The 15082-nt window shown below is 40.3% G+C and carries 17 protein-coding genes; 6 read left to right on the forward strand and 11 right to left on the reverse strand.

What is annotated here, in order from left to right; genetic code table 11:
* Positions 1-399: 399 nt before the first annotated feature.
* Both BK009_RS04135 and BK009_RS04140 read left to right on the forward strand, forming a co-directional pair.
* Complete coding sequence (locus BK009_RS04135; RefSeq protein ID WP_100909108.1) at positions 400-1701, forward strand: phenylacetate--CoA ligase family protein; 1302 nt, start codon at positions 400-402, stop codon at positions 1699-1701.
* 66 nt (positions 1702-1767) lie between these two features.
* A complete protein-coding gene (locus BK009_RS04140) occupies positions 1768-2199 on the forward strand; it encodes an ACT domain-containing protein (RefSeq protein ID WP_100909109.1) in 432 nt (143 codons plus the stop codon).
* Positions 2200-2242: 43 nt separating this feature from the next.
* Here the strand turns inward: BK009_RS04140 and BK009_RS04145 are convergent, their stop codons facing one another.
* The 6 genes from BK009_RS04145 to proS all read right to left on the reverse strand — a co-directional run bounded on the left by BK009_RS04145 (position 2243) and on the right by proS (position 7706).
* Entirely contained in the window at positions 2243-2863 is a 621-nt protein-coding gene (locus BK009_RS04145) for a class I SAM-dependent methyltransferase (RefSeq protein ID WP_100909110.1), read from the reverse strand.
* A gap of 179 nt (positions 2864-3042) precedes the next feature.
* Positions 3043-3765: a zinc ribbon domain-containing protein gene (locus BK009_RS04150; protein ID WP_100909111.1), complete on the reverse strand. Its 723-nt coding sequence runs from the start codon at positions 3763-3765 to the stop codon at positions 3043-3045.
* Positions 3766-3929: 164 nt separating this feature from the next.
* Positions 3930-4691 carry a bifunctional hydroxymethylpyrimidine kinase/phosphomethylpyrimidine kinase gene (gene thiD / locus BK009_RS04155; RefSeq protein WP_100909112.1) on the reverse strand — a complete coding sequence of 254 codons (762 nt, stop codon included), beginning with the start codon at positions 4689-4691 and terminating at the stop codon, positions 3930-3932.
* Positions 4688-5356 (reverse strand): 2-phospho-L-lactate guanylyltransferase, encoded by a 669-nt coding sequence (gene cofC, locus BK009_RS04160; RefSeq protein WP_100907865.1) that lies wholly within the window; start codon positions 5354-5356, stop codon positions 4688-4690. Before cofC ends, thiD begins: the two co-directional genes overlap by 4 nt.
* Positions 5357-5508: 152 nt before the next feature.
* Positions 5509-6198: an ARPP-1 family domain-containing protein gene (locus BK009_RS04165; protein WP_100909113.1), complete on the reverse strand. Its 690-nt coding sequence runs from the start codon at positions 6196-6198 to the stop codon at positions 5509-5511.
* A 101-nt stretch (positions 6199-6299) separates the two neighbouring features.
* Positions 6300-7706 (reverse strand): proline--tRNA ligase, encoded by a 1407-nt coding sequence (proS, locus tag BK009_RS04170; RefSeq protein ID WP_100909114.1) that lies wholly within the window; start codon positions 7704-7706, stop codon positions 6300-6302.
* A 459-nt stretch (positions 7707-8165) separates the two neighbouring features.
* Here proS and BK009_RS04175 point away from each other — a divergent pair, with 459 nt between their 5' ends.
* From BK009_RS04175 to rpiA, 3 genes are all read left to right on the forward strand, one after another.
* Complete coding sequence (locus tag BK009_RS04175; protein ID WP_100909115.1) at positions 8166-9215, forward strand: NAD(P)-dependent glycerol-1-phosphate dehydrogenase; 1050 nt, start codon at positions 8166-8168, stop codon at positions 9213-9215.
* Between the two features lie 111 nt (positions 9216-9326).
* Positions 9327-9758, forward strand: coding sequence for a UPF0179 family protein (locus BK009_RS04180; RefSeq protein ID WP_100909116.1), 432 nt, complete (start codon positions 9327-9329; stop codon positions 9756-9758).
* A gap of 85 nt (positions 9759-9843) precedes the next feature.
* The gene (rpiA, locus tag BK009_RS04185; protein WP_100909117.1) at positions 9844-10563 is read left to right on the forward strand and encodes a ribose-5-phosphate isomerase RpiA; all 720 of its coding nucleotides are present in this window, start codon (positions 9844-9846) and stop codon (positions 10561-10563) included.
* 229 nt (positions 10564-10792) lie between these two features.
* On the opposite strand, the gene BK009_RS12780 is transcribed toward rpiA, so the two are convergent.
* The 5 genes from BK009_RS12780 to BK009_RS04210 form a co-directional block, all read right to left on the reverse strand.
* Entirely contained in the window at positions 10793-10918 is a 126-nt protein-coding gene (locus tag BK009_RS12780; protein ID WP_257790624.1) for a hypothetical protein, read from the reverse strand.
* A gap of 202 nt (positions 10919-11120) precedes the next feature.
* Positions 11121-11759: a hypothetical protein gene (locus BK009_RS04195; protein ID WP_100907872.1), complete on the reverse strand. Its 639-nt coding sequence runs from the start codon at positions 11757-11759 to the stop codon at positions 11121-11123.
* A gap of 120 nt (positions 11760-11879) precedes the next feature.
* On the reverse strand, positions 11880-12683 hold the full coding sequence (locus BK009_RS04200) for a metal ABC transporter permease (protein ID WP_100907873.1): 804 nt from the start codon (positions 12681-12683) through the stop codon (positions 11880-11882).
* Positions 12684-12841: 158 nt separating this feature from the next.
* On the reverse strand, positions 12842-13588 hold the full coding sequence (locus BK009_RS04205) for a metal ABC transporter ATP-binding protein (protein ID WP_100909119.1): 747 nt from the start codon (positions 13586-13588) through the stop codon (positions 12842-12844).
* A 71-nt stretch (positions 13589-13659) separates the two neighbouring features.
* Complete coding sequence (locus tag BK009_RS04210) at positions 13660-14544, reverse strand: metal ABC transporter solute-binding protein, Zn/Mn family (protein WP_100909120.1); 885 nt, start codon at positions 14542-14544, stop codon at positions 13660-13662.
* Between the two features lie 90 nt (positions 14545-14634).
* Here BK009_RS04210 and BK009_RS04215 point away from each other — a divergent pair, with 90 nt between their 5' ends.
* A complete protein-coding gene (locus BK009_RS04215) occupies positions 14635-15051 on the forward strand; it encodes a CopG family ribbon-helix-helix protein (RefSeq protein ID WP_394340067.1) in 417 nt (138 codons plus the stop codon).
* Positions 15052-15082 lie beyond the last annotated feature (31 nt).

Below are 15082 nucleotides of genomic sequence, written 5' to 3' on the forward strand. Positions count from 1 at the left end.
AGGATAGTTTTTTAATAAAATTAAAAATTAGGATAATTTAGCTTATCTATTCACAATTAGCGCGAATTATAATATCTATTTAAAAATTAGGACGAATTATATTAACTCTTTGAATATATATTTAAATTTAAGATGTTTTGAATTCGAGATGCGTTTTATGTTCAATATTTTACCATGAACACATTTCCTTGTTCACCACAGACAAACTCGCAATAGATAAATACCATTTCTATTATAATGGTTTATATAATATGGATTGTCCAGTTGATGTTAATTTAGAATTATGTTTTAATGATAGTCAATTATAATTAACACTTAAATTTTATTGACTCTAAACTAGAATGATGCCAAAAGAAATTATTCACATTCTATCCATTTATTTTCTATCGAGGTGTATAGATGATCTACAATGAGAAGGCTGAGTGCATGTCAGTCAAGGAAAAGGAAGAGTTACAGCTTAAACGATTGCAAGTTGTTGTTAAAAGGGCCTATGAAAACGTGCCCTATTACCGCCAGCGGCTGGATGAAGCAGGAGTAAGCCCTGAAGATATTCAAACTCTTAAGGACCTAGAAAAAATACCATTTACAACTAAAAGCGACTTGAGAGATGCCTATCCATTCGGAATGTTCGCAGTCAGCACCGATGACATTGTGGAAATCCACACCACCTCTGGAACCACTGGTAAACCAACAGTATCAGGATACACCGAAAAAGATCTTGAAATATGGGGCGAAGTGGTTGCCAGGGCATTGTCCATGGCTCACGCCACCAAGAAAGATATAGTTCAAAACTGTTATGGTTATGGTTTGTTCACCGGAGGATTGGGAGTACACTATGGTGGTCAGAAAATAGGCTGCACTGTGATACCCATCAGCGCCGGGAACACCCAACGTCAGATTGAAGTGATCCAGGACTTTAAAAGTACCATCATCACATGCACCCCCAGTTACGCCATGTACCTGGCAGAGGTACTGGAGAGGGAAGAGATCCCTAAAGAAGACATCAAACTCAAGGCAGGAGTTTTCGGTGCAGAGATGTGGACTGAAGAGATGCGGGCAGAGATTGAAAGACGCCTTAATGTTTCAGCACTGAATATCTACGGACTCACCGAGATCATTGGACCGGGAGTGGCCCAGGAGTGTATGGAAAAAAATGGACTGCATATTTTTGATGATCATTTCTACCCTGAGGTCGTGGACCCCCAGACACTGGAAACACTACCTGAAGGTGAGAAGGGAGAACTGGTACTGACCACCCTTACCCGTGAAGGTATGCCCGTTCTCCGTTTCCGTACCCGAGATATAACTGCCCTGCGCAGTGGTGAATGTGGCTGTGGAAGAACCCATGTAAAGATGGAGCGGATAACGGGAAGATCAGATGACATGCTCAAGATACGGGGTGTGATTGTATTCCCATCCCAGATAGAGCGGGCACTGCTTAAAATACCTGGAATGGAACCCCACTACCAGATCATTGCCAGCCGACCCCAGCACCTGGATGAACTGGAAGTACAGGTTGAAACCTCCCCTGCACTATTTTCTGATGAGGTTAAACACGTGGAAGAGGTTAAAAGATCCATTGAAAAACATATACACGATGAGATAGGTTTAAGGGTGAATGTATCACTGGTGGAACCACGCAGCCTCCCCAGGAGTGAGGGAAAAGCAGTCAGGGTTATTGACAATCGAGAATTGAGTTAGTTGGTTATTCAGATTCAATAAGTTAAGTTGGATTGAAAATGGATTATAAATAAGGGGATGAGTAATATGAAGTTAAAACAAATATCTGTATTTCTTGAAAACAGGAAAGGAAGACTTTGGAAGGCAATGAATGTGCTTTCAAATGCAGGGGTTAATATTAGGGCTCTTTCAATAGCTGACACATCTGAATTTGGCATACTCCGTATGATAGTTCCTGATCCAGATGTGGCAAAGGAGATACTGGAGAAGAACAACTTCGTGGTAAAGGTTAACGATGTCATTGCCGTGGAAGTTATGGATCAGCCCGGAGGGTTGGATGTACTCCTAGGTGTTCTAAACAAGGCCGATATCAATGTGGAGTACCTCTACGCCTTTGTGGAGAAAAAAACCGACAAAGCAATTGTGGTGATTCGCACTGAAGACTTGGATGCGGGTATTAAAACATTGGAAAAAGGCGGGATTAGTATATTAAAGGCAGATGATGTTAACCTCCTTTAGGAAGTTAACAACTAACACCTTTTTTTTGTTGAATTTATTAGTTTTATTTACTCTTTTCAAATATTGCAAGATAATGGGATTTACATCCAACTTCAAGGTCTTCCCCTACTTCATTATCCAGTTGAACCATTTCAAACCCGTGCTCAATGAACATTTTTTCCAAATCATCCGGAGCAATTTTGAATTTAAAAGGAGGACCGTATCCAGTGTCCATTTTTTTATAATCCATAACTGCTATTTTTCCATCGGGCTTGATAACTCTTTTAAGTTCGGTGATAGCTTCATCAGTATTTTTTCGGGCTATAAATCCATGAAAAACATTGATCAAAAGACAAATGTCTACTGTATCATCTCCAAGGACTATAAATCCCGCTATATCTGATTGAACTGGAATTACGTTAGTTATTCCCTTTTCTTTTATATCTTTTTTTAGATCTGTTATGGATGGTTCATAGATATCAAGAGCATAGATTGTTGCTTCATCATCCATAATCTCATGAGCTTCCATGGCAACATGACCATCACCACAACCTGCATCCATAAATACTTCATTTCCATCAAGATCTAATCTTGAGATTATATCTCTGGCATCAATAAAAGATTCACTTGATCTTCCCTGGATTCGGTGACCATTAGATGGGTATAAACCGGTATTGTTTGACATTTCTATCTCTCTATTAAAGATTTTAATTCTGATAAATAATCGAAATATATAATGTAGAAAAAATGGGTTAATGTGGGAGGAAACTCATTTACTCCCCATTTAATCCATGAAAAAATACATGTTGTAGTTTTTTTTTAAGATCAAAATCCAATCTGAAAAAATAATTGAATTAAAAAATATCATATCATTTCTAGGTATTTGTTTTTGATCCGGTCGAATTCTTCCTGAGTGATGGCCCCAATATCCAGTAGTTCTTTGGCCTTTTTAATTTTCAGCACCGGGTCTTCATCTAGTGATACTTCTTCATCACTAATTTGGGCAGAAGTCCGTTCTTCATTTGTGACTTCACTAGGGGTTGATTTTTCAATGGTTTGAACTTCATCATTAGTTTCCTTTCCAGCGGATTTAACCTCATCTGATTCAAACTTCTCAGGAACCTTAATTTCAGGTATATTTCCTTCAGATGTTTTCTCTTCAGGGGTTTCCACGATGGTTGCTGCTTGTTCATCAGCAGTATCCTGGGTTGGGGGAATAACTGTTCCATTCTGAGTTATTGGAGTTTCATCTTCAAATTTATGACCACAGATGATGCAGAACTTGGCATCCAGTTTATTGTTCTGATTACAGGAAGGACACAATTTATAATCCTGGGCAGGAGTGGTTGTAGGTGTAGTTACTGTTTCCACTGGAGGGGTGGTTTTAGTTTCTGTAACCTGAGTACTTTGGATGGTCAGAGGTGCTCCGCATCCCACACAGAATTTGGCTGTGGGAGGGTTGGGAGTCTGACATTGTGGGCATTTATTCGTTGACACGTCAGTAGGGGGTGTTTTATTCGCTTTAGAAAATGTTTCACCCCGTTTTTTTGCTTCTAACCTTTTTCTTATCTCTTCACTGGAAACCATAAACACACCTCTATTATTTTTTTATATCATTTCTTCATTAATTTGTATATTTGCGGCAAATTTACTTTATGAAAATGTGGTTAAATTTGTTAAAAATATCCCTGGATAGTTAAATTTGTTAAGAATTTTCATATATTATACTCTGGTTAATATGTGTGTACAGATTAATGGATTTTATGGTTGTTAATTTTCCACATTTGATTCAAAGTTCCATGGGCACCGTTTTCTATTGCTTTTTTAGTGAAATAGGAAGCTTTGGACAGGGATTCATCCAGTTTTTTCCCTCGGGATAAGTATGCAGTAACAGCTGCCGAGTATGTGCATCCTGATCCATGGGTATTGCTGCTTTCGAGGATTTCACCACCAATAAAATGTATGGATCTCTTATAAAAGATATCTCTCCCCTTTAGATGTCCCCCGGTAACCACAGTGGGGCATATTTTTCCCAGGGTGCAGGCTGCTTCACAGGCATCTTCTTCATTTTTTATTTCCAACCCAGTTAATGCCTCTGCTTCCTGGATGTTGGGGGTAGTTAGCATTGCCCGGGGTAGAAGATATTTTTTTATGGATTCTGCCACTTTATCCCTGGATAAACTCCCTCCTGAACCAGCAACCAGCACCGGGTCCACCACCAGTTTCAACCGGTGTTCAGATACTTTTCTGGCCACCATCTCCACCATTTCCCCGGAATATAGCATACCCGTCTTAGCGTACTCTATATTCTCCTGAGCCAGTATGAGATCGATTTGTTCAGATACAAAATCAGGGTTAATGGATTCTACACCGACGACTTGTTTCACATTCTGGGCAGTGAGTGCAGTGATCACTGCTGTGGGGTACACTCCCAGTGCCTGGAATGTTTTAACATCAGCCAGGATTCCTGCTCCACCAGATGGATCGAATCCGGCAATGGACATGGCTATCATTTCCTCTCCACCCTTAAACGCTCGGTGCCATGGTTGGATTGTACTACCAAGCCGATTCTTTTCAGAAACTTACGGGTTTCGGTTCCGAAACCATGGATCATTATTTCTCCCAGGTCTTCAGCAGTGTTCACATCCAGAGAAAGGTAGAATGAATCATAGATATACCAAGGCACCCCCAAGTTTTCTGCCTCTTTCAGGTGTTCGAAGAAGCTCCAATCACCGAATTTCATGCTGATTCCTTTGGTAGGGCAGAGAATTGCATTGGTTCCACCACCCTTGGCCGGGGCTATGACCACTGGCCATTTACTGGATAATTCCACCATTTCCTGCACCTGGTCCTGATGGATGAGGGGAACATCTGAAGGCACAATGAGCACCTGACTGGCGTAATCTGAACACCACTCCACTGCCTGGGTTAATGCTCCGTTAAGATCGGTTTGGCCCTCTTCAGAAAGACAGTTAACATTTAAATCTTTAACAAAATTAAGTACATCCCTATCTGAACTTATAACCACCACCTGATCCACACTACTACTTATGGCACTTATAACATCATTTAACATGGCTTTAAGAAGGTTCTCCCTTTCTAAGGGTGAAAGGGTAGGTGATAATCTGGTTTTAGCCTGAGAAAACCTGGAAACAGGGATTATTGCATATGTTTTCATGTTAATCAATTTTTGTTTAAGGTAGCCCTAGTCAGGGCCTTAAAGACATCTCTGATAGACTGCCATACGCCCATTTTAATCACTAATCCTAGTAATTCAAAGCCATTAAAGTAATTAATCCTAAAGTGGTTAACTTCTAAATATTATTCATCCTATATTCCCAGATTGTTCTTGAACCATTGCCGAAGATCACTGATCCAGGTGATGGCACTGTTACTGGACTCCACAGTGAACGAAATATTCTGGATTCCCTCAGATGAAAGGTTGAATCTGCTCATCACATTCTTTTTAGCAGTGTCCAGTTTTTCCTGTAACTGGTAATACTTTATTTTCTGATTTTGCACCACTGCCATTGCTTCACCACTGTAAACATCTACGTTGCCTTTACTTACAATAATCCATATCTGGAGTTGGGATTGGGTGGCATTCTGCAGATCTGATGGGTTTGAACTATCGATGATCTGTTTAACCTGGCTGGATGCCGTGCCTGAGGGGATAAGTGTGTCCCCTGTAACTGCTTTTTGGTCCGGTTCTATGCAGTAGGCCTGTACTGTGTCATTATTATTGGGGCTGATCTTCTTATCATTTATGATAACCAGATCCTGGGATTCCTTACTTTTGAGAATGGTTCCCTTATCCACCATCAATGGTTTGCTTCCATTATTAGTAATGGTCACATTATGGGGTATGGTTCCAGCAATGGTTTTTTGAGTTATTTCAACCTGTTTACTGTCATAGGCCTGTTCCAGTGTGATTCCTCCACCAGAAAGGAAGCTCATGACTCCGCAGCCCACTGCAAAGACCACTACTACCATTATCAGTGATACTAACCGTAAGTTCATATCTGATCCCCTTTAACATACCAATAAACTATGTTAAATTAATATTTTTTTCATTTTAACCAGTTTCAGTTGAAATAATTACAATTATAATGATAACCCTATTAGTAGGTTTTAGCCAGAAGGGCCACATGCTGGGCATTTTTTCCACAGTTTATACATTTACCTTCAGTTGCTTCTTCATTGACGCCCAGTATGTCAACTGTCACGTATTCTTCAATTTCGATACCACATGCCTCATCCCCACACCATGAGAAAGATACTATTCCTTTTTCATTGGTGATGATGTTTTTAGCATCTTCCAGTGTCTTGGCAGGGTGTATGTTTTCCTGGAAATTCTCCCAGGCCTTTTCTTTAAGGTTTCGAGCTATGTCATCTAAGATCATGTTCAAATCATTGATTAGCGCGTCTTCCCGATAATCCACGATTTCCTTTTCCATGGTATCTCTGCGAAGTGTGACCATTTTCTTATTCTCAATATCTCGGGGACCTATTTCCAGCCGGAGTGGTACTCCCCTCATTTCCCATTCATAGTACTTCTTACCAGCCCGGAGGTCGCGGTCATCCAGGTGAACCCTGAGGCCTGCTTTTTTAATTTTATTCTGGAGCTGTTTGCAGAAGTCCAGTACTTCCTGGGCAGTTTTCTTGAAGAGTACAGGTATTATAACCACCTGGTAAGGTGCCACAATAGGTGGTAGTTTCAGTCCAGATGAATCTCCGTGGATCCCGATGATGGATGCTATCACCCGGTCGGATAATCCATAACAGGTCTGGTAGACGTATTCATGTTCGCCTTCAGCTGTTTCATAGGTTATATCAAAGGTACGGGCAAAGGTCTGACCCAGGTTATGGACTGTGCCGATCTGGAGAGTTTTACCATCGGGTAGTAGGGTGTCGAAAGCCATGGTGTAATCGGCACCAGGGAATTTATCCCATTCTGGTCGTCGGGTGACTACGTAGGGGATTCCCAGCTGGTCGAAGAAACTGCTGTATATTTCTATAGCTCTCTCCACCTGCTGACGGGCACCCTCTGAATCTGTGTGGATGGTGTGTGCTTCTTTGAAGGTTGTTATCTCCCGGACCCTGATGAGGGGACGGGTGTGTTTGGTTTCATAACGGAAGGTGTTAACCACCTGGTAGAATCTCATTGGTAGGTCAGTGTGGGAGCGAACCCATAATGGGAACATGGGGTACATGGCTGTTTCACTGGTGGGTCTTAGTGCCAGTTTCTTATTTAGGGGTGTCAATCCACCGTGGGTTATCCAGTACACCTCTTCTTCAAATCCCTTCACATGGATGGCCTCTTTAGCCAGTTCATCCTCGGGTATGAGGAGTGGGAAGAGTACTTCATCATGATCTTCGTCTAATAATTCTCTTAGAAGAGAAAGGGTATGTTTTCTAATTTTAAAGCCCTGGGGCTGCCATACATGCATTCCCTTGATAGGGTAACGTGTGTCGATTATCTCTGCTTCTTCCAGGATATTGTGGAACCATTCACTGAATTTGGACATTTCTTCACCATGATTTTAATGGATAATTTGATTGAAAACCCAATATAGATAATTGGATTTCTTAAACTAATACTTCTTATTTATATTATATAAAAGAGAGACTTCTTATTTCTTTCTTATTCCTAATTTGTATCTTAATGATATCTTTATTCTTCGTTAATCTGTATTAAATTTACAAAAGAATTTAATTAAGGTTATGGTTATGGTTTATATTGGGTAATGATAAATGTTTTGAATCATAGGGATAATGGTTGAAACTTAACATATTAACAAATACCATCGAGACTGTTCTTTAGTATTCAGCACATTATCATGTGCCCCCCTATTTTCTTTATCTCCCTTATCTTAAGATTGGGATAAAATCAAAAATTATTTTATCTGTTAGCCTAAAGATCATTATAGAATTTGATTTATTTAACAAACAATGCTAGGCGTACTTATTAAAAAAAGGAGATATACATGGATTTTAATCGGGTGAAATTACCACGGGAGATCCACAGTGGCCCCGGAGTTATCAATGAAACTGGATCCATTTGCAGGGATTTAAAACTTAAAGGCAGGGTACTGGTAGCCAGCGGCCCCAGGACAATGAAAATAGCGGGAGAAAAGGTTATTGAGAGTCTGCAGGATCATGATTTTGGTGTGGAGACCATAATCATAAATAAACCATCCATGGATGCAGTTCATGAAGTTCAGGATCATATGGGAAATATGAATGCGGTCCTGGGTGTTGGTGGAGGTAAAGTAATTGACGTTGCAAAAATGGCAGCCACCCAGCTGGAAGTTCACTCAGTGAGCATCCCCACTGCAGCTTCCCATGATGGTATCTCATCACCCCGTGCTTCAATCAAAGACCAGGGTGGAAGTGTTTCCCTGGAGGCCGAACCACCCATGGGAGTTATTGCCGATACCCAGATCATTAGCCAGGCACCATTCCGACTGTTAGCTGCAGGATGTGGAGATATAATCTCCAACTACACCGCTGTCCTGGACTGGAAATTAGCCCATCGATTATTGAATGAAGATTACAGTGATTCTGCATCGGCTTTATCCTTGGTTACTGCCGAAATGCTGATCAAATCTGCTGGTGATATAAAGGAAGGTCTTATTGAAAGTGCAGCCATAGTGGTGAAGGCACTGATATCCAGTGGAATGGCCATCAGTATTGCGGGTAACAGCAGACCAGCCAGTGGGGCGGAACATAAATTCAGCCATGCCCTTGATATCATGGCACCAGAATCAGCCCTCCACGGTGAACAGTGCGGAGTGGGAACTATTATGATGATGTATTTACATGGTGGCGATTGGGAATTCATCCGGGACACCCTTAAAACTATTAAAGCACCAGTAAATGCCAGAGAGTTAGGAATTGAATCCGAATATATTATCAAAGCACTTATGGAAGCCCATAATATCCGGAAGGAGAGGTATACCATCCTTGGGGATAGGGGGCTTACTGAAGCTGCCGCCACTAAACTGGCACGTAAAACAGGAGTTATTGACGGATAAATGTTAGAACCAAAATAAAATACACCAAATATTAATATCTAAAACTAAAATTAATATCAAGCATATATAATTTAGGGGCCTGGAATTTCAATTCCATGGAGAGGATAAAGAATGATAACCCTCATCGGAAAAAACTTAGCAGAAAGAGGAATCAGATTCATGCATTACGGGGCGGCCAGCCAGTGTGAGAAGTGCCGCTTCAAGACAACCTGTATTGAATCCCTGGAAGAGGGTAGAATATACCGGGTTAAAGAGGTTAAAATCACCGAACATCCCTGCATGATTCACGATGGAGGTAAAGTCAAAGTAGTGGATGTGGACCGAGCAGTGATAAAAGCAGCTATCGATTCTAAACGTGCCTTTGAAGGTTCCAACATTGTTTTCAATCCCCCTGAATGTGATGAAGATTGTTCTTTGCGTGAATTATGCTTTCCAGAGGGACTTTACCCGGATGATAAATGTAAAATCGTAAAAAAAATGGGAAAACCAGTTGATAAGTGTGCTAAGGGACTGAACCTCACCGTGGTAATGTTAAAATATTAAATTTACCTGAATTAACCATGATTCAAATATATTTATAGTAAAGTATTGAAAGTTAGTAAAATTATTGTTTAAATGGAGATAATTCATGCATCCAAGAAAAGAAGTTGCCTGGGAAGCTGCCCAGCTAATAGATGATGCTAAAAAGGAAGTAGCCCATGAAGCAGCCATGATGGTCGAAGATGGTCAGGTGCTGGGATTGGGTACAGGATCAACCACCCATTATTTCATACAGAACCTGGGAGAAAGAATTCTTACTGAAGAGATTGAAATTATGGGAATACCCACATCCTATCAATCATTTTTCCTGGCCAAGGAATGTAACATTCCCATAACTACCCTGGATGAACATCTACCGGATCTTGCTGTTGACGGTGCTGATGAAGTAGACCCCAACTTAAACCTGATTAAGGGTGGGGGAGCAGCCCATACCCTTGAAAAAATTGTGGACTCATCAGCCAGCAAATTCGTGGTCATTGTGGATGAATCAAAAATAGTTAAAGAACTGGGTGACTTTCCAGTGCCACTAGAAGTCATGCCATCAGCCTACCGGCCAGTTACAGATAAAGTAAAACTTATGGGCGGTGTACCACAGTTAAGAATGGCCCAGATGAAAGATGGCCCAGTTATAACTGATAATCACAACTTCGTGGTGGATGTACAGTTTGAAAAGATACCCACCCCCCATGAACTGGAGACAGCCCTTAACAACATTCCAGGTGTGGTTGAAAACGGTATATTCACTGATGTTGCTAATAAGGTCCTGGTGGCCACCACTGATGGAGTGAAATCAATTAAAAAACCCTGATTAGTATAAATCTAAATACTTGTAAGACAGTTAAAAATGGAAAAATATGGTTTTGACTCCTATTTCTCATCATAAATATTTTTTTATATATTCTTTTTTAGGCATAAGTTGGAGAATAATTCATAATTAAACAAATATAAAACTTTATAATTCAATAAAGCATACAATCATAATTAGGGCATATGAACATGAATTCATAACTTAATCATACCATTTTTTTTTATTAATACTAAAGATATCCCCAGATGACTCCCACCAGAAATGTGGAGAGGTTAGCCACTAAAGATAGGAGCATGGCCATTTTATAATCAATATTTAGTAAATATTTAAGGAATAATCCCTCAATAATGATCACCAGAACCTCCAACATAATCAGATTAGAGTAGATGTAGAAATAGGTGTAGGATGCTAAGGGCAAAGTGATTGAATTCACAATAAAAGAGTAAAACAAGAGTTTAAAAGGGTATTTTTTCTTGAAACCCCAGATAACGATAAATTCAATAAATATGGTTAATATCCAGGCAATAATGAGACTGTACATTTTTTAGAATATAATATTAACTTGTTTTCCGTCTGATGATGATGAAAACTATAATTCCCAGTGCTATAATGGGCAATACAATGAAATAAATGTAATAATCCCATGAAGGCCCAGGGGATGTTGGTTCAGGAGTCTGGTTCTGACTCTGGAAAGGTTTTTCAACCTTAAGACCGTTATTATAGCCGTAGATGATCTTCTCCTTCTGGATGTCCAGGTTGTTTCCCTGGATGGACTTAATATTGAGGATTATGAGAGCTGTTTCCAGTGGATTTGCCTCATTTACATTGCCATATGTGCCTTCCAGTTTGAGGCTGGAACGGGCCACCCTACTGTCGTTTTTGAGGAATTCGCTCATCTGGGTTTCATCCATCTGATCAATCTGCACCTCATTGTACACATTTCTGGGAACAGCGTAGATGGAACAGGTACTTAACTTATAGAAACTAAATTCTGATGAGTTTAAAACTTCTATAGAGGGATTAGGTGTTCCATGTAATATAAACACGTAATCAGGATAATCCTGGATGTTGGATATTTGATAACTAAAGGGTACGTTCTTTTCCCCAGGATTGATAACATCGGCTGATGAAATCCCCATAGTGGATAGTAGAATTAACAGTAAAATCAGTATCTTCACAGACTTAGATGGTTTCATGAAAATATTTATGGCATCTTTTATTATTTCTTTTTTTCTTGTACTGAAATTTCATTGATTTTTAGAAGTATCAGAAAAATTCGTTTCACTGAACCTGTAATTTCTGATACTTTGTATCCATTAATCCATTAATTTTTGGATTATTGATGAAACAAAGAATCCCAATCCCAGAACCAGGACGATGGTTGCCCCCGAAGCAAGGTTGAAGAGATAGGATATGTAAAGCCCACCCGTGGTGAGTATCATTCCCAGTATAACTGATATGATCATCATCCGCCCCAGATGGTAGGTGTACTGTTTGGTAATGGCTGCGGGGATGGTTAAAAGGGCAATAACCAGGATCACACCCACCACCTTAATCATCACCACCACTGAAAGAGCCACCAGAGATAACAGGATGAGGTAAATTGCAGTGGTGTGCATTCCCATGACCTGGCTGAACTCCTCATCAAAGGATATTCCCTGGAATTCTCTTCGAAGTAGATAGACCAGGGTTATGATTATAATATCCAGGATGAACATGATCACCAGATCACTGGTGGGTACGGTGAGTATGCTTCCAAAGAGATAACTCATGAGATCAGGAACATACCCAGGGGTCAGGTTTATGAAAATGATACCTATGGCCATTCCCAGACTCCAGAGGATCCCGATGGCAGTATCTTCGCTAACTTTAACCTTTTTACTGGTTAACCCCATGAGGAGGGCCGATGCTATGCTGAAAGGTATTGCAGCCAGTATGGGGTTAACACCCAGGAAGTATCCCAGCCCTATTCCCCCAAAGGCTGCGTGGGATATCCCACCACTGATGAAGACTATGCGTTTGACAACCACGTAGGTCCCCACCAACCCACAGGCCACACTAACCAGAACAGCGGCCAGGAAGGCATTCTGCATGAAAGTGTATTGGAGAATTCCAGTCACTTTTATCATCTCCTAAGGTCCGGTATCAATAATCAGATTGGATAACGTAAACAAATCATTTTTATGAGATTTAACATAAATCTTTGAGAGATCGGATAAATTATTCTAGTGTTACGAATGGATACTAATACTCATTGAATTTTTTTTTAAATGGCGATTTAATGTTTTTTCAATATCCTGTGGGGTATCCCATGACTTATATACCCAATTGGACATTTATACACTGCTTGGAGACCTTCCTCTGAGTCTTCCACTGGCCCGTGGTAGTACAATTTCTGGTTCAAACAGGCAATGTTTTCCACTTGGGTGGAAACTGCCCCCACATCGTGGCTAATCAATACTATGGCCATCCTACTCTTTAGTTGAGATAATAGCTTATAGAATGAATTCTGCATTTCCGGGTCTATGCTGGCCATGGGTTCATCCAGTAAGAGTAATTTAGGTTCCCGAACCAGGGCCCGGGCAATGAAAACCCGCTGGATCTGGCCACCGGAAAGCTGGCTCATCTGACGATCCTGGTATTTTAACATTCCCACTTCTTCCAGGGCTTCTAAAACCAGGTTCCGGTCTTCATCAGTAAAACCCTTGAAGATTCCATGGTATCTTCCAGATAATGTGGTGTCGAAGACATTTATGGGAAAATCTGGGTCGAATGATACATGTTGAGGGAGGTAGCCCACTGGATTATGGGGGTTTCCAGGTTTGTTTCCGAATACCTTAACTCGGCCCTGATCTGGTTTTAGCAATCCCAGAATAACTTTCAGGAGGGTACTCTTACCACCCCCATTGGGACCTATTATGGCTAAAAAATCATCAACCTCAATGGTAAGATCAATATCCTTAAGAACTGGTTGTTTGTTGATTGTTAAGGATACATTTTCTAGTTCAACAGCTTTAAGAACCATTCTATCTACCCCCATATCTGTTAATGAACCCTAATCTGAAGTAATTTACTTACTTTCATGGTATTATCATTTTAAGTAACTGCAAACGCTTCAACAACTTTTTGCATATTTTTAAGGTAATCATTGCTAAGAGGGTCTACTACCACCACTTTACCATCAATTTCATTGGCTATAACCTTGGCATTGCTGGTGGAGAACTCCGGGGAGACAAATATAACCTTAATGTTTTCCCTACGGGCTGTGTCCACCAGACTGGCTAGGGCTTGTGGTGTTGGTTCTTTTCCATCCTGTTGGATGGATATCTGATGTAGATTATAATCCTTGCAGAAATAGGCCCATGCAGGATGGTAAACCATTATTTTTGTATTATTTTTTCCTGATAATCTTTGGGTGATATTTTTATCCAGCTCATCCAATTCTTTGAAGTAATCATCACGGTTTTTAGTGAAATAGTCCTTATTTTCCGGATCAGCCCGTACCAGGCTCTGGTAAATGTTTTCCACCATGACTTTGGCATTGCGTGGTGAAACCCATACATGGGGGTCGCTGCCTTCTTCTGATTCAGCGGTGTTGGGAATGAGCTGTATCCCGGTGGAAGAGTTAACTAGCTTCAATTGAGGGTTCATGCTGGTGAGCTTCCCCATCCAGGAGAGTTCGAATTCCACACCTGATCCTACCTGGAAGTATATCTGGGCTTCCTGAATCTGTTTCATCTGGTTAGGGAGTGGTTCGTAGGTGTGGGGGTCTGCACCGGGTGGTACCATCACCGTTACATTAACTAGGTCTCCACCCACACGTTTAACAAACTCCTCTTGAGGTCCTACTGTTACCACAACCCCTATTTTTCCATCCCGGGATCCGGTGTTGTTTCCAGGGGAAGTGTAAAGATAGGTTACAGTTAATATAATTAGAATTAGTATGAATCCTGAAATTATGATAATTTTTTTTCTTTCCATTAAGTGGCACCGGAAATGGGTTTTTATTAACCTTATATTTTTTTATTAATATTTATAAATTTTATTAATAAATATTAACAAGGTTTTTATATGATTTTATTAATATTAGGGGACATGGCCATAATTAGCGTGTCCCTAAATGAAAAACTTCTCCAAGAAATCGATGCCCTTAAAGAAGAAGTTGGTTTTTCTGGTCGTTCAGAAGTATTTCGAGCCAGCACGCGCCTTTTAATTGCAGATAATGAGGAGAAAAATAAGTTAGAAGGTTATATCAATTCCATCCTAATTTTGATCCATCCTAAAAAATCTGAAGATAAGGTAACCCAGATTAAACACAACTTTGAGGACATTATCAACACCCAGATACACAGCCACCTTCAAGAGAATCAGTGCCTGGAACTATTTATCCTAGAAGGGGATGCTGGTAGGATGAGGGAACTTTCCCGCCTTTTAAACCGTAACATCAAGTTTTTATATTCCAAACTGGTCCCCTTACCTCAGGAATAAAAAAAAAAGTAGTTTTTATTGATTAAAATAA

The sequence above is a fragment of the Methanobacterium subterraneum genome (assembly GCF_002813695.1).
Lineage (GTDB): Archaea > Methanobacteriota > Methanobacteria > Methanobacteriales > Methanobacteriaceae > Methanobacterium > Methanobacterium subterraneum.

Coding starts and splice junctions, on each gene's coding strand:
- BK009_RS04135 (WP_100909108.1), top strand. CDS start 400: ATGATCTACAATGAGAAGGCTGAGTGCATGTCAGTCAAGGAAAAGGAA.
- BK009_RS04140 (WP_100909109.1), top strand. CDS start 1,768: ATGAAGTTAAAACAAATATCTGTATTTCTTGAAAACAGGAAAGGAAGA.
- BK009_RS04145 (WP_100909110.1), bottom strand. CDS start 2,863: ATGTCAAACAATACCGGTTTATACCCATCTAATGGTCACCGAATCCAG.
- BK009_RS04150 (WP_100909111.1), bottom strand. CDS start 3,765: ATGGTTTCCAGTGAAGAGATAAGAAAAAGGTTAGAAGCAAAAAAACGG.
- thiD (WP_100909112.1), bottom strand. CDS start 4,691: ATGATAGCCATGTCCATTGCCGGATTCGATCCATCTGGTGGAGCAGGA.
- cofC (WP_100907865.1), bottom strand. CDS start 5,356: ATGAAAACATATGCAATAATCCCTGTTTCCAGGTTTTCTCAGGCTAAA.
- BK009_RS04165 (WP_100909113.1), bottom strand. CDS start 6,198: ATGAACTTACGGTTAGTATCACTGATAATGGTAGTAGTGGTCTTTGCA.
- proS (WP_100909114.1), bottom strand. CDS start 7,706: ATGTCCAAATTCAGTGAATGGTTCCACAATATCCTGGAAGAAGCAGAG.
- BK009_RS04175 (WP_100909115.1), top strand. CDS start 8,166: ATGGATTTTAATCGGGTGAAATTACCACGGGAGATCCACAGTGGCCCC.
- BK009_RS04180 (WP_100909116.1), top strand. CDS start 9,327: ATGATAACCCTCATCGGAAAAAACTTAGCAGAAAGAGGAATCAGATTC.
- rpiA (WP_100909117.1), top strand. CDS start 9,844: ATGCATCCAAGAAAAGAAGTTGCCTGGGAAGCTGCCCAGCTAATAGAT.
- BK009_RS04195 (WP_100907872.1), bottom strand. CDS start 11,759: ATGAAACCATCTAAGTCTGTGAAGATACTGATTTTACTGTTAATTCTA.
- BK009_RS04205 (WP_100909119.1), bottom strand. CDS start 13,588: ATGGTTCTTAAAGCTGTTGAACTAGAAAATGTATCCTTAACAATCAAC.
- BK009_RS04210 (WP_100909120.1), bottom strand. CDS start 14,544: ATGGAAAGAAAAAAAATTATCATAATTTCAGGATTCATACTAATTCTA.
- BK009_RS04215 (WP_394340067.1), top strand. CDS start 14,635: ATGATTTTATTAATATTAGGGGACATGGCCATAATTAGCGTGTCCCTA.